The following is a 17172-nucleotide window of genomic DNA, read 5'->3' as shown; positions in this document are numbered from 1 at the left end:
GAAATAACAAAATAATTCTTGCCAATAAGCGAAATATATAGTAAATTAATAGTCAATTACATACGTAATTCTTATCAAGAGAGGTAGAGGGAATGGCCCGACGAAACCTCAGCAACCTTCAGTATCCTATATACTGAAAAGGTGCTAATTCCATCAAGCAAATGCTTGAAAGATAAGAAGAATGACCATTAGTATCCAAAGTCTTCTTCTTATAACGAAGAAGGCTTTTTTCATGTCATTTTTCTTTATCTTTTCTTGGTTTGTTTTAATTACATAAAAAATCCACAATATGAGAATAGGAGAGTTATAGAATGTATAGTTTAGAAACGAAGTTAGCGCAAATTGGTAATAGAAGTGAAACAACTACTGGGTCAGTTAATCCGCCTGTTTATTTTTCAACAGCTTATCGTCATACAGGAATTGGAGAATCAACTGGCTATGATTATACACGAACAGGAAATCCTACTCGTCAAATTTTAGAAAATGCAATTGCTGAATTAGAAGAAGGAGACCGCGGCTTTGCATGTAGTTCCGGAATGGCAGCCATTCAAACAATTCTTTCCCTTTTCCAAAGCGGAGATGAATGGATTATTTCTAAAGATTTATATGGCGGTACATACCGTCTATTAGAACAAGGGTATAAAAAGTGGGGTCTTCGATGTACGTACGTTAATACCTCAGATACTGATGCTGTGCGTGCGGCGATTTCCCCAAAAACAAAAGCAATCTTCCTTGAAACTCCTACGAATCCTTTAATGGAACAGACGGATATTTCTGTGATTGCTTCCATCGCAAAAGAACACAATATTCTGCTTATTGTTGACAATACTTTTTATACTCCTATTATCCAACAGCCGATTCGTTTAGGTGCTGATATCGTTATCCACAGTGCAACAAAATATTTAGGTGGACATAATGACGTTCTCGCTGGTCTTATTGTTGCAAAGGGAGAAGAGCTTTGTAATGAGCTTGCCTTACACCATAATTCAGCTGGAGCTGTTTTAAGTCCCTTTGATTCGTGGCTATTGATGAGAGGAATGAAGACACTGGCGTTAAGAATGGAAAAACATGAAGAGAACGCGAAAATACTCTCTACTTTTCTGCAAGAACATGACGCTGTTGTAGATGTCCTCTATCCTGGTCGTGGCGGAATGATCTCGTTTAGAATCCAAAGCGAATCTTGGGTTAATCCATTTTTGCAAAACTTAACGTTAATCTCATTTGCCGAAAGTCTCGGAGGGGTGGAAAGTTTTATTACATATCCTGCCACTCAAACTCATGCAGATATTCCACTAGAAGTCAGATTAGAAACTGGTGTCGATAATCGCCTATTACGTTTTTCAGTTGGTATTGAAAACGCAAATGATTTAATCAAAGATCTAGATAAAGCCTTTTCTATTGCAAAGGGAATTGCACAGGAGGTAACAATATGAGTACATCATATACATTTGAAACAAAATTACTTCATAATAAACATAAATTCGATCCAGAAACAGGAGCTGTCAGCGTGCCAATTCAGCACGCTTCCACCTTTCACCAAAAAGATATTGATGAATTCGGAAAATACGACTATAGCCGAAGCTTAAATCCAACAAGAGAAGCATTAGAAGAAGTTGTGGCAGAATTAGAAGAAGGAACACACGGCTTTGCCTTCTCTTCAGGAATGGCTGCTATTTCAACAGCATTTCTATTATTATCGCAAGGAGATCATGTCGTTATTTCGGAAGATGTTTATGGTGGAACATATCGTATGGTGACGACCGTATTAAATCGATTTGGAATCGATCATACCTTTGTAGATATGACCAATCTAGAAGAAGTTGCAGCAGCTGTTTTGCCAAACACAAAAGTCTTTTATGTAGAAACTCCTTCCAATCCTTTATTAAAAGTAACCGATATTGAAGCAATTAGCTTACTTGCCAAAAAATACAATGCACTTACATTCGTGGATAATACCTTTTTAACACCAGCCTTACAAAAACCATTAACACTAGGTGCAGATGTTGTGCTTCATAGCGCTACTAAGTTCTTATCTGGCCATAGCGATGTAATTGCTGGAGTAGCAGTAGTTAAAGATGCAGAGCTGGCAAAGCAAATTGGTTATTTACAAAATTCGTTTGGCGCAGTTCTCGGCGTACAGGATTGCTGGCTGCTCCTTAGAGGAATAAAGACATTACATGTTCGGATGAAGCATTCAAGTGAAGGTGCAAGAATGATCGCTGAGCATTTGCAAAACCACCCATTAATAAAAAAAGTGCATTATCCAGGTTTTGAAGATCATCCACAATATGCGATCCAAAGAAAACAAGCGCTAAATCCAGGAGCAGTTTTCTCCTTTGAGTTATATTCAGAAGAGGCAATGCGTACTTTTGTAGAGAATGTCAAACTTCCTGTATTCGCCGTTAGTCTTGGTGCGGTTGAATCGATTCTTTCTTATCCAGCAAAAATGTCTCATGCTGCAATGGATCCTTTAGCTAGATCTGAACGTGGAATTACAGATTCCCTTCTACGCTTATCTGTTGGATTAGAGAATCCATTAGATTTAATCAATGATTTTGATACAGCTCTAAAAAAGACCGCAGAGTTACATTATATTTAACTGGAGGATTACAATGAATTTTCTTGATAGACTAAAAAATGAAATTTTAATTGGTGATGGTGCTATGGGCACCCTCCTCTATTCTTATGGAAAAGATACTTGCTTTGAATCTTTAAATCTTTCTCACCATGAACAGATTGAACAGGTACATCAAGCATATATCCATGCCGGCGCAGATATAATTCAAACTAATACATATGCTGCCAACTATTTAAAATTACAAAGATATGGTTTAGAAGATAACGTAAAGGAAATAAATAGCGCAGCCGTGAAAATTGCCAAAAAAGCTGTGGAAAATAAAAATGTAAATATATTAGGAACGATTGGTGGAAATAGAGGCGTGAAGCCCCAAGCAATTAGTTTAGAAGAACTGAAGCGTAGTTTTCGTGAACAGCTATACTGTTTGTTATTAGAAGATGTCGACGGGATTCTTTTAGAAACATTTTATGATTTGGAAGAACTCGAAACAGTACTGCAAATTACTAAAAAAGAAACAGATATTCCAGTCATTGCCCAGCTTTCCATACACGAAATAGGGATTTTACAAAACCAAATATCCCTTGCTTCTGCTTTCGATAGATTAGAAAATTTAGGTGCTGATGTTATTGGGTTGAATTGCAGATTAGGACCACACCATATGATTGCTTCACTTGAACAAATACCATTACCTAAAAATGCCTACTTATCTGCCTATCCCAATGCTAGTTTGCCGAGTTATATTGACGGAAAATTCGAATATAAAGATAATGCAGAATATTTCCAAAAATCAGCCGAAGAATTTAGAAAGCAAGGCGTTCGTCTTTTAGGCGGCTGCTGTGGAACAACACCTGAACATATCAGAAATTTCGCAAAGGTGTTAAAGGAAGCCTCCCCTATCACAGAAAAAACAGTTGCAACTAATAAGACTGCTGTGGATGCTATATTTCATCATTCCTCTCCCCCTAGGGATTACACCCCTTTGGAGGAGATTGTAAAAACAAGAGCTTCTGTTATTGTAGAATTAGATCCTCCAAGAAAACTAGATACGACTCGATTCTTTGAAGGTGCTAAAAAACTAAAAGAAGAAGGAATTGATGCTTTAACACTTGCGGATAACAGTTTAGCATCTGCCCGTATTTCCAATACAGCAATTGGTACATTAGTAAAGCAAAACATTGGGCTTCGTCCCCTTGTTCATATTGCTTGCCGGGATCGCAATATAATTGGTTTACAGTCTCATTTAATGGGATTACATACATTAGGAATTCATGATGTCCTAGCCATTACAGGAGATCCAGCTCGTGTTGGGGATTTTCCAGGTGCTTCTTCTGTTTATGATATGACTTCCTTTGACTTAATTTCGATGATTAAGCAATTAAATGAAGGTCTCTCCTTCTCTGGCAAAAATCTCGGACAAAAAACGACATTTTCGGTTTCAGCTGCATTTAATCCAAATGTTCGTCAAGTGGAAAAAGCAGTAAAGCGGTTAGAGAAAAAAGTAGCATGCGGTGCTGATTACATTATAACCCAGCCGATTTATTCCGAACAAAAAATAATTGAACTTTATGAAGCAACAAAACACATTGATATTCCTATCTATATCGGTTTAATGCCCTTAACAAGCAGTAACAATGCGGAGTTTTTACACAACGAGGTTCCTGGCATAAAAATAGATGACTCCATACGGCGCACCATGGCACAATTTAAAGACAATCCAGAACAAGCAGCACAGGAAGGTCTCAAAATCACCAAATCTTTAATCGACACTGCAGCTAATTATTTTAACGGTATTTACTTAATAACACCCTTTTTACGTTATGAGCTTTCTGTGGAATTAGCTCGCTATACGAAATTACGAACTGCGGCACTTAGGAGGACAACTGATGCAACAAACTTCATTAGCTGAACAACTTAAACGAAAAATTATCATTATGGATGGTGCAATGGGAACAATGCTCCAGCGAGAGAACTTAACGGCAGCCGATTTTGGTGGAGAAGAATTAGAAGGATGCAATGAAAATCTTAATCTAACAAGACCAGATATTATTACGAAAATTCATGAATCTTACCTCCATGCCGGAGCAGATATTATTGAAACCAATACATTTGGTGCAACTAAAATTGTCCTGGATGAATATCATCTAGGGCATATTGCTTACCAATTAAATGTTAAAGCAGCGAAACTTGCTAGAGAAGCAGCAAACAAATATTCTACAGCTGATTGGCCAAGATTTATTGCAGGTGCAATGGGCCCAACAACGAAAACATTAAGTGTTACTGGCGGCACTACATTTGAAGAACTCATTTCTTCATACGAAGAGCAAGCATTAGGATTAATCGACGGAGGTGTTGATCTCCTCCTTCTGGAAACAAGTCAGGATATGCTGAATGTTAAAGCTGGATTTTTAGGCATTAAACAAGCATTTGCAAAAACAGGAAAAGAACTACCACTAATGATTTCTGGAACGATTGAACCAATGGGGACTACTCTTGCCGGACAGTCGATCGAAGCATTTTACATTTCTATAGAACATATGCGTCCTATTGCCATTGGCCTAAATTGTGCAACAGGTCCTGAGTTTATGCAGGATCATATTCGCTCACTTTCAAGTCTGTCTAAGTTTGCTGTTAGCTGTTATCCAAATGCTGGCTTGCCTGATGAAGAAGGAAACTACCACGAAACAGCCTCCTCTCTTGCCAATAAACTTGGTGGATTCGCAGAAGAGGGCTGGCTTAATATTGTTGGGGGCTGCTGTGGTACTACACCTGAGCATATTCGAGCAATCGCCGAAAAAATGAAAGACATCTCCCCGCGAAATGTTGCAGAAACTAATTTTCACATGGTTTCTGGAATTGAGCCCTTTATTTATGATGATCCTACATTAAGACCAATTATGGTTGGGGAACGAACGAATGTTATTGGTTCAAGGAAATTTAAAAGGCTGATAAAAGAAGGGAAATATGAAGAAGCAGCAGAAATTGCTAGAGCTCAAGTCAAAGGCGGAGCCCATGTTATCGATATTTGCTTAGCAGATCCTGATAGAGATGAATTACAAGACATGGAGCTTTTCATGGAAGAAGTTGTAAAAAAAGTCAAGGTTCCCCTTGTAATTGATTCTACTGATGAACAAGTAATTGAAAAGGCACTCTCCTACTCACAAGGAAAAGCAATCATCAATAGTATTAACCTGGAGGATGGCGAAGAAAGATTTCAAGCTATCGCTCCTCTCATCCATAAGTATGGAGCAGCTGTTGTTGTCGGAACTATTGATGAAGATGGCATGGGAGTTACTGTAGAGAAAAAACTACAAATAGCCAAGCGATCCTATGATCTGTTAACAAAAAAATATAACATTAATGGTCAAGATATAATATTTGATCCCCTTGTCTTTCCTGTAGGAACGGGAGATGAACAGTACATCGGCTCAGCATTAGCGACGGTAGAAGGAATTAAACAAATAAAGCAAGCATGCCCAGACGTCCAAACTATTCTTGGAATAAGCAATGTTTCCTTTGGTCTCCCTCCTGTCGGTCGAGAAATATTAAATAGTGTCTTTCTTTATCACTGCACACAAGCTGGCCTTGACTACGCAATCGTTAATACAGAAAAATTGGAAAGATTTGCGTCCATAAGTAAAGAAGAAATTGAATTGGCTGAAAAACTTTTATTTGAAACAACAGATGAAACGCTGGCTATTTTCACAGACTTCTATCGAGATAAGAAAAAAGAAAAGATCAATTCACTTGAAAATTTAACGTTAGATGAACGGTTAGCTTACTATGTTGTGGAAGGAACAAAAGAAGGATTAATAGCTGATTTAGCTATTGCACTTACTACATATAGTGCCCCACTAGATATTATAAATGGTCCTCTTATGGATGGAATGAAGGAAGTTGGCCGCTTATTTAATGATAATCAGCTAATTGTCGCAGAAGTGCTGCAAAGTGCAGAAGTGATGAAAACGGCCGTTTCTTTTTTAGAAGGATATATGGACAAAAATGTTTCCGCATCTACTAAAGGCAAAGTTATTTTAGCAACTGTTAAAGGAGATGTTCATGATATCGGCAAAAATCTCGTTGATATCATTCTCTCTAATAACGGCTATGAAGTCATCGATCTCGGCATCAAAGTTCCCCCAGCAGATTTAGTTGCTGCTATTAAAAAGGAACAACCAAATATTGTTGGCTTGTCTGGTTTACTTGTAAAATCGGCACAACAGATGGTACTGACAGCTGCAGATATGAAACAAGCTGGCATAGAAGTTCCTATCTTAGTAGGGGGAGCAGCATTATCAAGAAAATTTACCGACACAAAAATTTCGCGTGAATATGATGGATTAGTATTATATGCAAAAGATGCAATGAATGGCCTATCTCTTGCAAATCAGCTGACTAATAAAGACGAATTCGATTTGCTTAAACAGGAACACGAAAAGAAAAAACAATTACTTTCAGCTAGTCCAGTAAAAGAATACACAAAACCTGTTATCACAGGGATTAAAAGAAAAACTGTTAACCTAGATGCTCCCGTCTTTGTGCCGCAGGATACAAAAAGACATTTATTAACGAATTATACGACCGGTCATATTAAACCATATATTAATAAACAAATGCTCCTAGGTCACCATTTAGGAGTTAAAGGAAAAATTGATGTTTTACTAGAAAATAAAGATGATAAAGCCGTCCAATTAAATAATATGATTGAACAATTGTTAATAGAAGCTGAACAAAATAATTGGATTCTGCCAAAAGCGGTTTATCGCTTTTTCCCTGCTCAATCAGATGGCAACAAGATCTATATCTATGATCCAAAAGACAATACGAAAAAAATCGAAACCTTTGATTTTCCAAGACAAGAAAGAGAACCATTTTTATGCCTAGCGGACTATCTAAAACCAGTCGATAGTGGAGTGATGGACTATGTTGCATTTTTTGCTGTGACAGCTGGTACTGGTATACGGGAAGCAGCAGAACAGCTTAAACGAAATGGAAGATTTCTTGAATCCCATGCCCTTCAATCCCTTGCGCTAGAAACAGCTGAGGGGTTAGCAGAATTAATTCATCGACAGATTAGAGATAGATGGGGATTTCCTGACCCGGCAACTTTTACAATGAAGGATCGCTTTACAGCAAAATATCAAGGACAAAGATTTTCATTTGGATATCCAGCTTGCCCGGAATTGGAAGATCAGAAAAAATTGTTCAGCTTATTATCACCAGAAGATATTGGAATTACCTTGTCCGAAGAATGTATGATGGAGCCTGAGGCATCTGTTTCAGCAATGGTATTTGCCCATCCGGATGCACGTTACTTTAACGTCTTATCTAGCAATTCCTTATAATATTATTGTCTAGTGAAGTATTTGCTAGCTACAAAAAAATCCAATCCTGCTGTCAGCAAAGCTGGATTGGATTTTTACTTCGTCTATCTCTTTCACACTGTAAAATACATATAATAATTATCCATTTTTACCCTTTCACATCTATATATATTCTTAATATTATGATAAACTTACAATTAACTATTTTCAGAAAGCAGAAAGAAGGTCATACAATGATTCGAGAACTTACAGAACAAGATCATGCTGAGGTGATGAAATTTTTACTTCAAGACCCTTCGATGAATCTTTTTATTATTGGCGATATTGAAGCGTTTGGGTATCATTCAGAATTTCAAAGACTTTGGGGAGAATTCCAGAGCGGAGAGATAAAAGCAGTGCTTCTCAAATATTATAAAAGCTATATATTTTACTCTGTCGATAAAGATCATTTTGACGTCCAAGCTTTTGCGGCTCTAATGGAAACCAATTCAAATCCAGTAACACTATCAGGAAGAGCGGATTTAGTAGAAAAATTTGAAAACCATCCTTCTTTAAAATTAGGAAGGAAAAGAGTAACTTATTTTGCTCAATGCGGCAAAAAACGAAAAATTGAAAAAACGAAAATGATCAAACAGGCTAGTCTTAATGATATTGATCGCATTGTCGCATTGCGCAATTCTATTGATGAATTTATTACAACAGATGATTCAAGAGATATGCTCAAGAAAGCGATCGAGACTAAAACCGGGCGGACATATTTTCTTGAAAACGATAAAGGAGAAATTATATCAACTGTCTCCACTACAGCAGAAAATTCCCATTCAGCAATGATTGTCGGCGTCTGTACACATAAAGACTACAGAAATAAAGGATTGGCAAGCAAGCTAATGACGGCCCTAGTTAATGATGTATTAGATGAAAAACAGTTTGTCTGCTTATTTTACGATAATCCTGATGCTGGTAAAATTTATAAAAAAATTGGCTTTGAAGATATTGGATTATGGACTATGTATCGCTAAACACTCCCTATATTTTGCACCTAATGGCTCGTATAAAACAATCTAGAAAACAAACCATTTCTAAATATTAAACAAAATAAAGCCAACAATTATACAGAGATGCATATAATTGTTGGCTTTTTTATTCCTATTATAAATGAATGTTTGCGGCTATCCTCTTTAGATAACCGCATTTTTCAAAGGACAATAAACTGCGTTTATTTATCAATCATCCTTCCAAATCGATTTAACTTATTTAAGCAATAATTCTAAATCGGTAAAAAGAGAAATCATTTTCTGCAGCTGTCTCCATTCCTTCGATTGCATATTCACTAAATCAACCGTATAAGTCGTGGTCACAGTAACCAATCGAGCAGTACATTTAACCGTTTCAATTCCTAGCAGCTCTTCTTCCCAATCCCACATTTTTAAGCGATATAATTCCATCCTTAAAGCATCAAACTCTTCCGGCTCAATTTTATTAAAAACCGGTGGGATCACAATCGGAAACTGACTCCATTCTTGAATTAAGTAGTTGCGAAGATCGAAATCAATATGAATACTGAAAGAATGTTCTTGATTTACTTTATATTCAACAATTAATTTTGTAATTTCTTTTGCTGGATGAATCGATACTATATCATCATAAACCTCAAACAAGTCTTTTTTTCGAGAAAGTACAGACTTTATGGAGGACATAGAAATAGGTGTATCTTCCTCTCCTAAATAACTATTTAATTCATTAAAAATAGCGGAAAGGGTTGTCGGGCCTTTTTGTTGCAAAACTTCAATTATTTTTTCGTACAATGTGCTCATCTGTATTTCCTCCACTATTTAAATCTACCTATTAATGACTGCTTGTCCCATTATCTTATCGCAAATTCCAAAAATTTTCCATAGCCAGTGTATATGAAAACTAATTCCACTATTTTCTTGCAAAAAAGACAAGTTACGATAATTGTTCTTGATGACTGCCGGTTAATCGGTTCATCTCCTCAAAAATAAAATAACTCATTTTCTTGTAGCCTTCAGCATTTAAATGAATTCCATCATCACTAATGAAATCAGCAATATTCCCAGCCTTTTTAAGAGCTGAGCGAACATCTATACTTGGAAGATTTAATTGCTCGATTAATTTGTTTAAATGAAAATTATATAAACCATGCCAATGCTCTATCCCGCCACAGCAGCTAATCCAATGACTAATTGCTGTACCATATCTATCTGCAATTGATTTATAATATCTGACTGGATCCAGTGGTGGCAAAGTTAACAATATTGGCGTGATATTAGATTGCTTCATTTTTGTGACCATTTGAGCAATGTTTTCGATATATTGATTAATCGGAACAATCGGCTCATGATTACTATCAGGATCCTCGGCTACTTCTTGCCATTGAAAATTGCAATCATTCCCGCCTACGTTTAATAAAACATAATTCGGCTCCTCAGAAAGCACATCCTTTTCCAATCGCTTTAGTAATAAATCAGAATTATCATTAAATACACCCTTATTTAAGACAATTGTATCTTCTGAATTATTTAAGGCAAATAATTTTCCAAGTAAAGCGGGATAATTGTCTTTAATTATTCTTATCCTACCTTTTACAAATGAGACACCTCTTGTTAAGCTATCTCCAAAACAGATAATTTTCATTTAACATCCCTACTTTTTTCATTCTAATACTATAACTTATTATAACAGAAAAAAGGTTGTGCGAGAAAACTTCTGGTTTTTCCAAAAATAGGGTATGAATTGTATTTTTGTCCTAAAATAAGCAAATAAAAAGCTGTCTCCAATAATTATTGGAGACAGCCTAAAATCACATTTGTATTAAGATTTTTGTCTATTTAAAACGATATCTTCTTCCTTCTTTTCTTCAGGAGCTGCTTGATTAGATGTTCGTAAAGGAATTTCTTTTAAGAAGAAAACTAATAAAAACGCAACAACTAGGACGATGGTTCCAGTTAAGAATACCGTTGATAATGTATCTCCTAATGCATCTCTGATTCCTTGAATCATTTGCGCAAATATTGGTTGTACATCTGCAGGTAAATTTGCTTCTGTCTGTTCGAGTAATGGTTTATTCATCAATGCTTGTGGATTGGCGAAACCAACCATTTGCTCTGTTACTTTCGGATCTAACGTTGCTAAATCTTTTACTACTGGCGAGTTTTGCATCGTATCTTGCAAGTTTGTCTTAAGATTATTTGCCATAACTGTACCCATGACCGCAATACCAATTGTACCACCTAGATTACGGAATAATTGAGTGGAAGCAGTTACTACCCCCAATTCTTTATGGGAAACGGCATTTTGAGTAGCAATTGAAAATACCGGCATACCAATACCTAGTCCCAAACCAAATACAATCATACTTAAAATCGCCATTGGTACACTATTCATAAAAATCATAATGGCCATACCAGCGATCATTGTTGGAACCCCGATTAAGGCAAAACGTTTGTATTTCCCTGTTTTTGAAATTAACTGACCTATAATGGTACTTGAGATAACCATAACAATAGACATTGGCATTGTTACATAACCAGCATAAGTAGGAGATATCCCTAATACACCTTGAACGAAGAAAGATAGATAAATCATGGCACCCATCATTCCAAAGTTCATAATAAAACCAATTATATTAGAAACAGTAACAATATTATTTTTGAATAGATGTAATGGTAAAATTGGATTTTTTGCTTTCTTTTCCACCAATACAAACACAATAGCAAAAACAATACTTGCTGCAATCAATCCGAGAATTTGTACGGATCCCCATGCATACTCTGTTCCTGCCCATGAAAAGGCCAATAATAATGGAACAATTGCGACAGTCATAAATAAGGATCCAATGTAATCAATACTTTGTTTTCCGTTTCCTTCTACTTTAGGGAATAGTGCCATAATCATACCAAATGCAATAATTCCAATTGGTAGGAAAATCCAGAATAACCAGTGCCAATCTAAATGATCAACTAAGTATCCTCCTAATAGAGGGCCAAGTACACTGGAGAAACCAAATACAGCCGTTAATAATCCCATCCATTTTCCACGTTCACGAGGCGGGAATAAGTCACCAACTGCTGTAAAAGCGGAAGATTGAATAATACCAGCACCTATCCCTTGGATACCGCGGTATGCAATAAATTGAAATACGTCATTGGAAGTACCTGTTAAGAAAGCACCAACCATAAATAATAATATCCCAATTAATAAGAACGGCTTACGTCCATACATATCGGATAGCTTTCCAACAAGCACTGTGGCAATTGTGGATGTGAGCATATAAATATTAATGGTCCATGTATAATAGTCCATCCCATCAAGGATCGAAATGATTTTCGGCATTGCAGTACTAACGATTGTTTGGTTAATCGCTGCAAAAAACATCGCTGCCATGATTGCAATCATAATCGACAGCTTTTTCTTTTGTGTTAAATGTTCCATTGCATTCTCTCTTTTCTTTATAAAATATTAGAAATTCTCGTTTAATAATTTAAAGATACGTTTTAAATGTTGAATATCTTCCTCTGTTAGCTTGTGAAAGTGTTCCTTCATTTTATTCTGCTGCTCTTTTTTCATATTATTAACGATAGTTCTTCCTTTATCGGTAATGGTAATATTGACTACCCTTCGATCTGTCTTTGATCGATCTTTTGTAATATAGTCATCCGCCAATAGCTGATCAGTTATGGTTGTTACAGCAGCGTTAGTAATGTGTACGCTTTTGGCGAGATCTGAAACATTAAGGGATCCTACCTTATCTAAATGAAAAAGCAATTTATATTGAGTAATATTTAAATCACTGCTATTTTTATTAAAGTCACTAGTTATATTTTTAATAAAATTGCCAAACATCGCAGCGACTTCAAAAAGCTCTTCGCCATTATGCACCTATCCCCCATCCTTTCTTAAATTACTTTACAAATAAATGTTTAACTTCTTAATTATTAACCATTTAATAATATATAACTTAATTAATTACATGTCAAATATTATTTTTTGTTTTACGTTTTTTTACCCCGTTTTAATGCTAAAAGATTTTTTCCCCCTTTATGCTGCTTCTTTCTATATAAGAAGCTTTTTAAATAAAAGAAATTACAATCTATATGGTAATCGGAAAATAATGTGGAAAGAGGGTTAAAATATACACTTTTCCATAGCATTAGCCAAGATGGAAAAGTCAGCACCATAAATTTCTTTATAGATCCATTCGTAAACAGTTTTTAACCCTCCTGGGAAGTGATTCGTTATATTTTTCCGAAAGTAACTACAACGTTTTTGATTTCTTTTTAACTTTACGTTAACCTAAGTAAATACACTCTTTCTCTAAAGGCTTCAAAAGTGTAATCTCAACCAACGTCTAAATAAAATGATTCAGGGACTTTATAAAAAATTTTGTAATTAGCAACTGTACGGATATTTTTGGCAATGAGGAGAGGATAGAAAAGTAGTCTCTACTAAGAATCTATAATCAGGTTTACTCTCCTTCCAATCAAGAATCTTAAAGTATAGTAGATTGAGCATATTGGTTATTATTTCTTTTCCTTTAACGTATTGGTTATTTTTCAAATAGAATCATTTATGAATTGCTTAAACAAGAAAAGTGGCTGGGAGGCTTGGCACACGCCCCATGGAAAGCGAAGTGTATTCACGCTGCGGATGATTACCACAAACCTTCTTTCTAAAATTAATAAAACCACGAACAATTATACGAATATTTTTTAGTGTGTACGTATAATTGATCGGGGTATATTTGATTGAAATACTTATGTCCCACCCTTCATAGATAAAAACGATATCAGGAAAACAGTTTACAATTGTTTAGTATTTCCTCTGCACTAAGTAAGGTTGCTTCTCTTATCCCCACATTATTAGCTTTCATGAAGGACTGTACTGCTTGGTATCCAACTGCATATCCCGCAAACGGTGATAGCCCAACAGGTTGATATCCCTGTTCTATTGCAATGGTGTCACCAAACATATAACTGCTAACCTCAGCAAAGCCTTTAACATTTACTGCATCTTTTATTATTCCGATTGAGTATTCTAAATCTTCTTTATGAAAAGAAGTAACCCAAGGACCTAAATTGCTTTCTCCGTATAACTCTTTTGCAAATGACTCTGCTAAACCTTCTATAATTAGGTAATCTCCAACTGTAACATTACCATGATCCCAATCAAAATAAGAAAAACGGAGATTATGATGAAATTCATGTGCAATGACAGCAGGGATTTTAGGTATATTATAGGAGTTAGGGAAAATTGCCACTTGAATAAACCCTGGAATTCCCCCAAAGCCACAATAACCTTTTTGTAATTCTAGCTTTTTAGGATCAGCAATATACATTCCAAATTTCAATTCATCATTATTTATTTCTAAGTTCTTCTCTTGTATAAAATCAGTACAGTGATTCAAGGTATCATATGCCGTTTGAAGTGCATGAATCTTCTTTAGATTCTCTAACGCTATCTTTCCGATTTCGGTTTTCGTAACATCAAGATATCCAAGCATTTTTGCAGCCATTATTACGTCATATCCATTAGATTGATTAGCCTTTAAAGGAACATTAATAGTATTCCACATTTTTTCAAAAGGTTTCATCATGGAATACCGAAAGTAGTTTTCTTTTTCATCCTCCATAGAGAACAACTTTTCATATTGCTCGGTTGTATTTTCGATTACTATTTTCATTGTTACCACCTTTTTTATTATCTGAATACTTATCGCTTCAGTCGTAAATTTTGCTAATCCATTACCATATTGATTAATGTTTTTGATAAATCGTTTTAATATGGATTGGACCTATCCATAAAGGGAGCAGGATAGTATTTGGCAAGTTTTTCATTAAAAATGCCATACCATTCATTAATTTTACTTATACTTTTTTAGATTCGGGAGATAGATCACAAAGGCTGCAAGTTTATGGAAAATTATATCCCGCTTTTCAGCTACTCTTTTTACTCTCCTATTCATCTTTTTGTACCTCCTTCAACTGCTACTGTAAAGAATTACGCAACGTAAGTGTCAATAGTTAGAGGATATTTTGTTATGAGATTTTTATAGGAATGGGGAAATTGATTAACTTAAGACAAATTTTGAATGAGGAGTTTTTAATATGGAATTCTAGACTATTATCCGATTATTGGTAGGTGTTTTCTTATTAGCAGGGAATTTCTCCACCATAAGCCGTATATAAAAAATGTCTCACTCGATCTTAAGAGGAGTAATCTATTCACTCCTCAAAGATCAAATAAGACATTCGCTATTTTTATATGTTTTGAAAGGGATTTTTCCATTCCATTAATACTGCATAATTTAAAGAATCTTCATCGTCCAAGTAGTTAGACAATATCGTTACTGGCGTTCTTCCGCATCGCAGTAAAAACGTTAGAACAGGGTCTTGCAATTTGCCTGCCATCACATAGTCTAAATATTTTGCGGGAGAAAGTTTGTCGGCCACTTTTCTGTAACCTGGCATTCTTCCACCGCCCAGCAATCGCTCTATGCCTAAGTGTATAACTAAATAATAGGCACTTTGTATTAGCACTTTACCTAAACCGAGCTTACGATATTTTGGCCGGATACTAATATCGACTACATATAATGCATTTCCATTCTCATCATGTGTGGTAATATAGCCATTATCGGTTATTTTCCCCCATGTGTGCTGGGAATGTTCAGGATCATAAATTGTACGGAAACTTGTTAATGATCCAGCAAGTTCTCCCTCCACTTCCACACAGATTGCCCCTTGTGGGAAATAAGCAAGATGACTTGCTAATTGTTCATCGTTCCACCAGAGATCTTCTGGAAACGGGGCAGGAAAACATTCTGCTTGAATAGCAATTAGTTCGTTAAAATCTCTTTCTTGATAATTTCGGACCGTACATCGAATCGGTTTTTCCTCATCATAAAGAAAAAACTCACTAAAGATCATGCAGTAATCATCCTTCCACAGTCGAATTCCAGTCTGGATAAAGATCTGTTCTTCTATCTCTCCATGTTGTGACAGAACCTTTTTCTCTTACTTCATATAATAAGGAAAGATCTAAATCTGCTGTTACAATCATATCATTATTTAATTCCCCTTCAACGAGAATTCCTTGTGGGGGGAATGGGATATCATTAGGAGTAATGACTGCTGCCTGCCCAAAGTTGGCTCGCATAAAGTCCACATTCGTTAAGCTTCCAACTGTTCCTGTTACAACTACATATACTTGATTTTCAATGGCCCTTGCATGACAAGTATAGCGAACACGATGAAAACCATGACGATCATCTGTACAAGATGGACAAAAAATCACATCTGCTCCTGCTGCTTTTGCCATACGGACAATTTCTGGAAATTCAATATCATAACAAGTTAGAATGGCAATTTTTCCTTTATCTGTATCAAAAATACGGAAGGAGTCCCCTTTTTCCATATTCCATTCATATTCTTCTGTAGGTGTGATATGAAGTTTTGCTTGTTCTTCTATTCTTCCATCTGGATAAAACAAATGAGCTACATTAAATAATTTATCTTCTCTGCGAATAACATGAGTTCCACCGATAATATGCATTCCCGTTTCCACAGCAAATGATCTGAATAATTCCTGATATTGCTCCGTAAATCCAGGGAGCTCATTGATTGTTAAGGCGTTATTTTCATCTCCCATAGATAACAGCTGTGTTGTAAAAAATTCAGGAAATAAAACAAATTCTGCACCAAATTCAAGCGCTGTTCGAACATAATGCTCACATTGTTTAGCAAATTCTTCAAATGACTTAATGTTTTCTAATTTGTATTGTACGGCAGAAACTCTTATTTTCATCTTCCATCTCCCTTTATATGTTTATTTTATATCTTATATAGATAAAACACTTTTTACATAAATGTGTTTAATGTTCATAAAAATGATTATTCAAGATTTGATTATGCGTTATTCTTCTATATTTTTCAATCGTTTTGCACTATTTTTTTATTGGAATTTACTATTTATATTTATGTTCTTAAAAATATAGATGTTCATATTATTTTATGATAGTCCATTGTTTTGATTTTCGGAAAAAAAGGAATTGAAATAGAAGTTATAAACCTGCTGAAGGAGGGATTTTTATTGAGTATTTTCATTTATGCTTTTCTTGGTTTAATTTTGATAGAGGAATTGGCAGTGATTGGATTAAAAAGATACATAAATGGTTCATTTAAAATAGAAAATCATTTTCTACGCCATTATCGGACAAATAAAATAAAAGTTGATAGGGAAAAAGTTAGCTAAACA

The 17172-nt window shown here is 35.5% G+C and carries 13 protein-coding genes and 1 riboswitch; of the genes, 6 read left to right on the top strand and 7 right to left on the bottom strand.

Annotated features, from left to right (window positions below; genetic code table 11):
- The first annotated feature begins 68 nt into the window (after positions 1 to 68).
- A riboswitch (SAM riboswitch) is annotated at positions 69 to 179 on the top strand.
- A gap of 132 nt (positions 180 to 311) precedes the next feature.
- The 5 genes from NSS71_RS05890 (at position 312) to NSS71_RS05870 (ending at position 8918) form a co-directional block, all read left to right on the top strand.
- Entirely contained in the window at positions 312 to 1433 is a 1122-nt protein-coding gene (locus NSS71_RS05890; RefSeq protein ID WP_061798886.1) for a methionine biosynthesis PLP-dependent protein, read from the top strand.
- Positions 1430 to 2599, top strand: a complete 1170-nt coding sequence (metC, locus tag NSS71_RS05885; protein WP_095321499.1) for a cystathionine beta-lyase — start codon at positions 1430 to 1432, stop codon at positions 2597 to 2599. Before NSS71_RS05890 ends, metC begins: the two co-directional genes overlap by 4 nt.
- A gap of 13 nt (positions 2600 to 2612) precedes the next feature.
- Positions 2613 to 4484 carry a bifunctional homocysteine S-methyltransferase/methylenetetrahydrofolate reductase gene (locus NSS71_RS05880; protein WP_047943531.1) on the top strand — a complete coding sequence of 624 codons (1872 nt, stop codon included), beginning with the start codon at positions 2613 to 2615 and terminating at the stop codon, positions 4482 to 4484.
- Positions 4462 to 7920 (top strand): methionine synthase, encoded by a 3459-nt coding sequence (gene metH, locus NSS71_RS05875; RefSeq protein ID WP_061798890.1) that lies wholly within the window; start codon positions 4462 to 4464, stop codon positions 7918 to 7920. Before NSS71_RS05880 ends, metH begins: the two co-directional genes overlap by 23 nt.
- A gap of 212 nt (positions 7921 to 8132) precedes the next feature.
- A complete protein-coding gene (locus NSS71_RS05870; protein WP_061798892.1) occupies positions 8133 to 8918 on the top strand; it encodes a GNAT family N-acetyltransferase in 786 nt (261 codons plus the stop codon).
- Between the two features lie 231 nt (positions 8919 to 9149).
- Here NSS71_RS05870 and NSS71_RS05865 read toward each other — a convergent pair whose 3' ends face one another.
- From NSS71_RS05865 to NSS71_RS05835, 7 genes are all read right to left on the bottom strand, one after another.
- Positions 9150 to 9713, bottom strand: a complete 564-nt coding sequence (locus tag NSS71_RS05865; protein WP_047943528.1) for a hypothetical protein — start codon at positions 9711 to 9713, stop codon at positions 9150 to 9152.
- A 133-nt stretch (positions 9714 to 9846) separates the two neighbouring features.
- The gene (locus NSS71_RS05860) at positions 9847 to 10554 is read right to left on the bottom strand and encodes an SGNH/GDSL hydrolase family protein (RefSeq protein ID WP_061798894.1); all 708 of its coding nucleotides are present in this window, start codon (positions 10552 to 10554) and stop codon (positions 9847 to 9849) included.
- 177 nt (positions 10555 to 10731) lie between these two features.
- Positions 10732 to 12351, bottom strand: coding sequence for an MDR family MFS transporter (locus tag NSS71_RS05855; RefSeq protein WP_047943526.1), 1620 nt, complete (start codon positions 12349 to 12351; stop codon positions 10732 to 10734).
- A gap of 27 nt (positions 12352 to 12378) precedes the next feature.
- Entirely contained in the window at positions 12379 to 12798 is a 420-nt protein-coding gene (locus tag NSS71_RS05850; RefSeq protein WP_053215745.1) for a MarR family winged helix-turn-helix transcriptional regulator, read from the bottom strand.
- Positions 12799 to 13705: 907 nt separating this feature from the next.
- Positions 13706 to 14599 (bottom strand): DUF2268 domain-containing protein, encoded by an 894-nt coding sequence (locus NSS71_RS05845; RefSeq protein ID WP_061798898.1) that lies wholly within the window; start codon positions 14597 to 14599, stop codon positions 13706 to 13708.
- A gap of 577 nt (positions 14600 to 15176) precedes the next feature.
- Positions 15177 to 15845 (bottom strand): GNAT family N-acetyltransferase, encoded by a 669-nt coding sequence (locus tag NSS71_RS05840; protein ID WP_095320074.1) that lies wholly within the window; start codon positions 15843 to 15845, stop codon positions 15177 to 15179.
- 7 nt (positions 15846 to 15852) lie between these two features.
- Positions 15853 to 16722 carry a carbon-nitrogen hydrolase family protein gene (locus NSS71_RS05835; protein WP_047943523.1) on the bottom strand — a complete coding sequence of 290 codons (870 nt, stop codon included), beginning with the start codon at positions 16720 to 16722 and terminating at the stop codon, positions 15853 to 15855.
- A gap of 285 nt (positions 16723 to 17007) precedes the next feature.
- Here NSS71_RS05835 and NSS71_RS05830 point away from each other — a divergent pair, with 285 nt between their 5' ends.
- Entirely contained in the window at positions 17008 to 17169 is a 162-nt protein-coding gene (locus NSS71_RS05830; protein ID WP_156485421.1) for a hypothetical protein, read from the top strand.
- The last annotated feature ends 3 nt before the right edge of the window (positions 17170 to 17172 follow it).

This window comes from Niallia sp. FSL W8-0951 (genome assembly GCF_038006525.1).
GTDB lineage: Bacteria > Bacillota > Bacilli > Bacillales > Cytobacillaceae > Niallia > Niallia circulans.
This window is presented reverse-complemented; position numbering and strand designations above follow the sequence as displayed.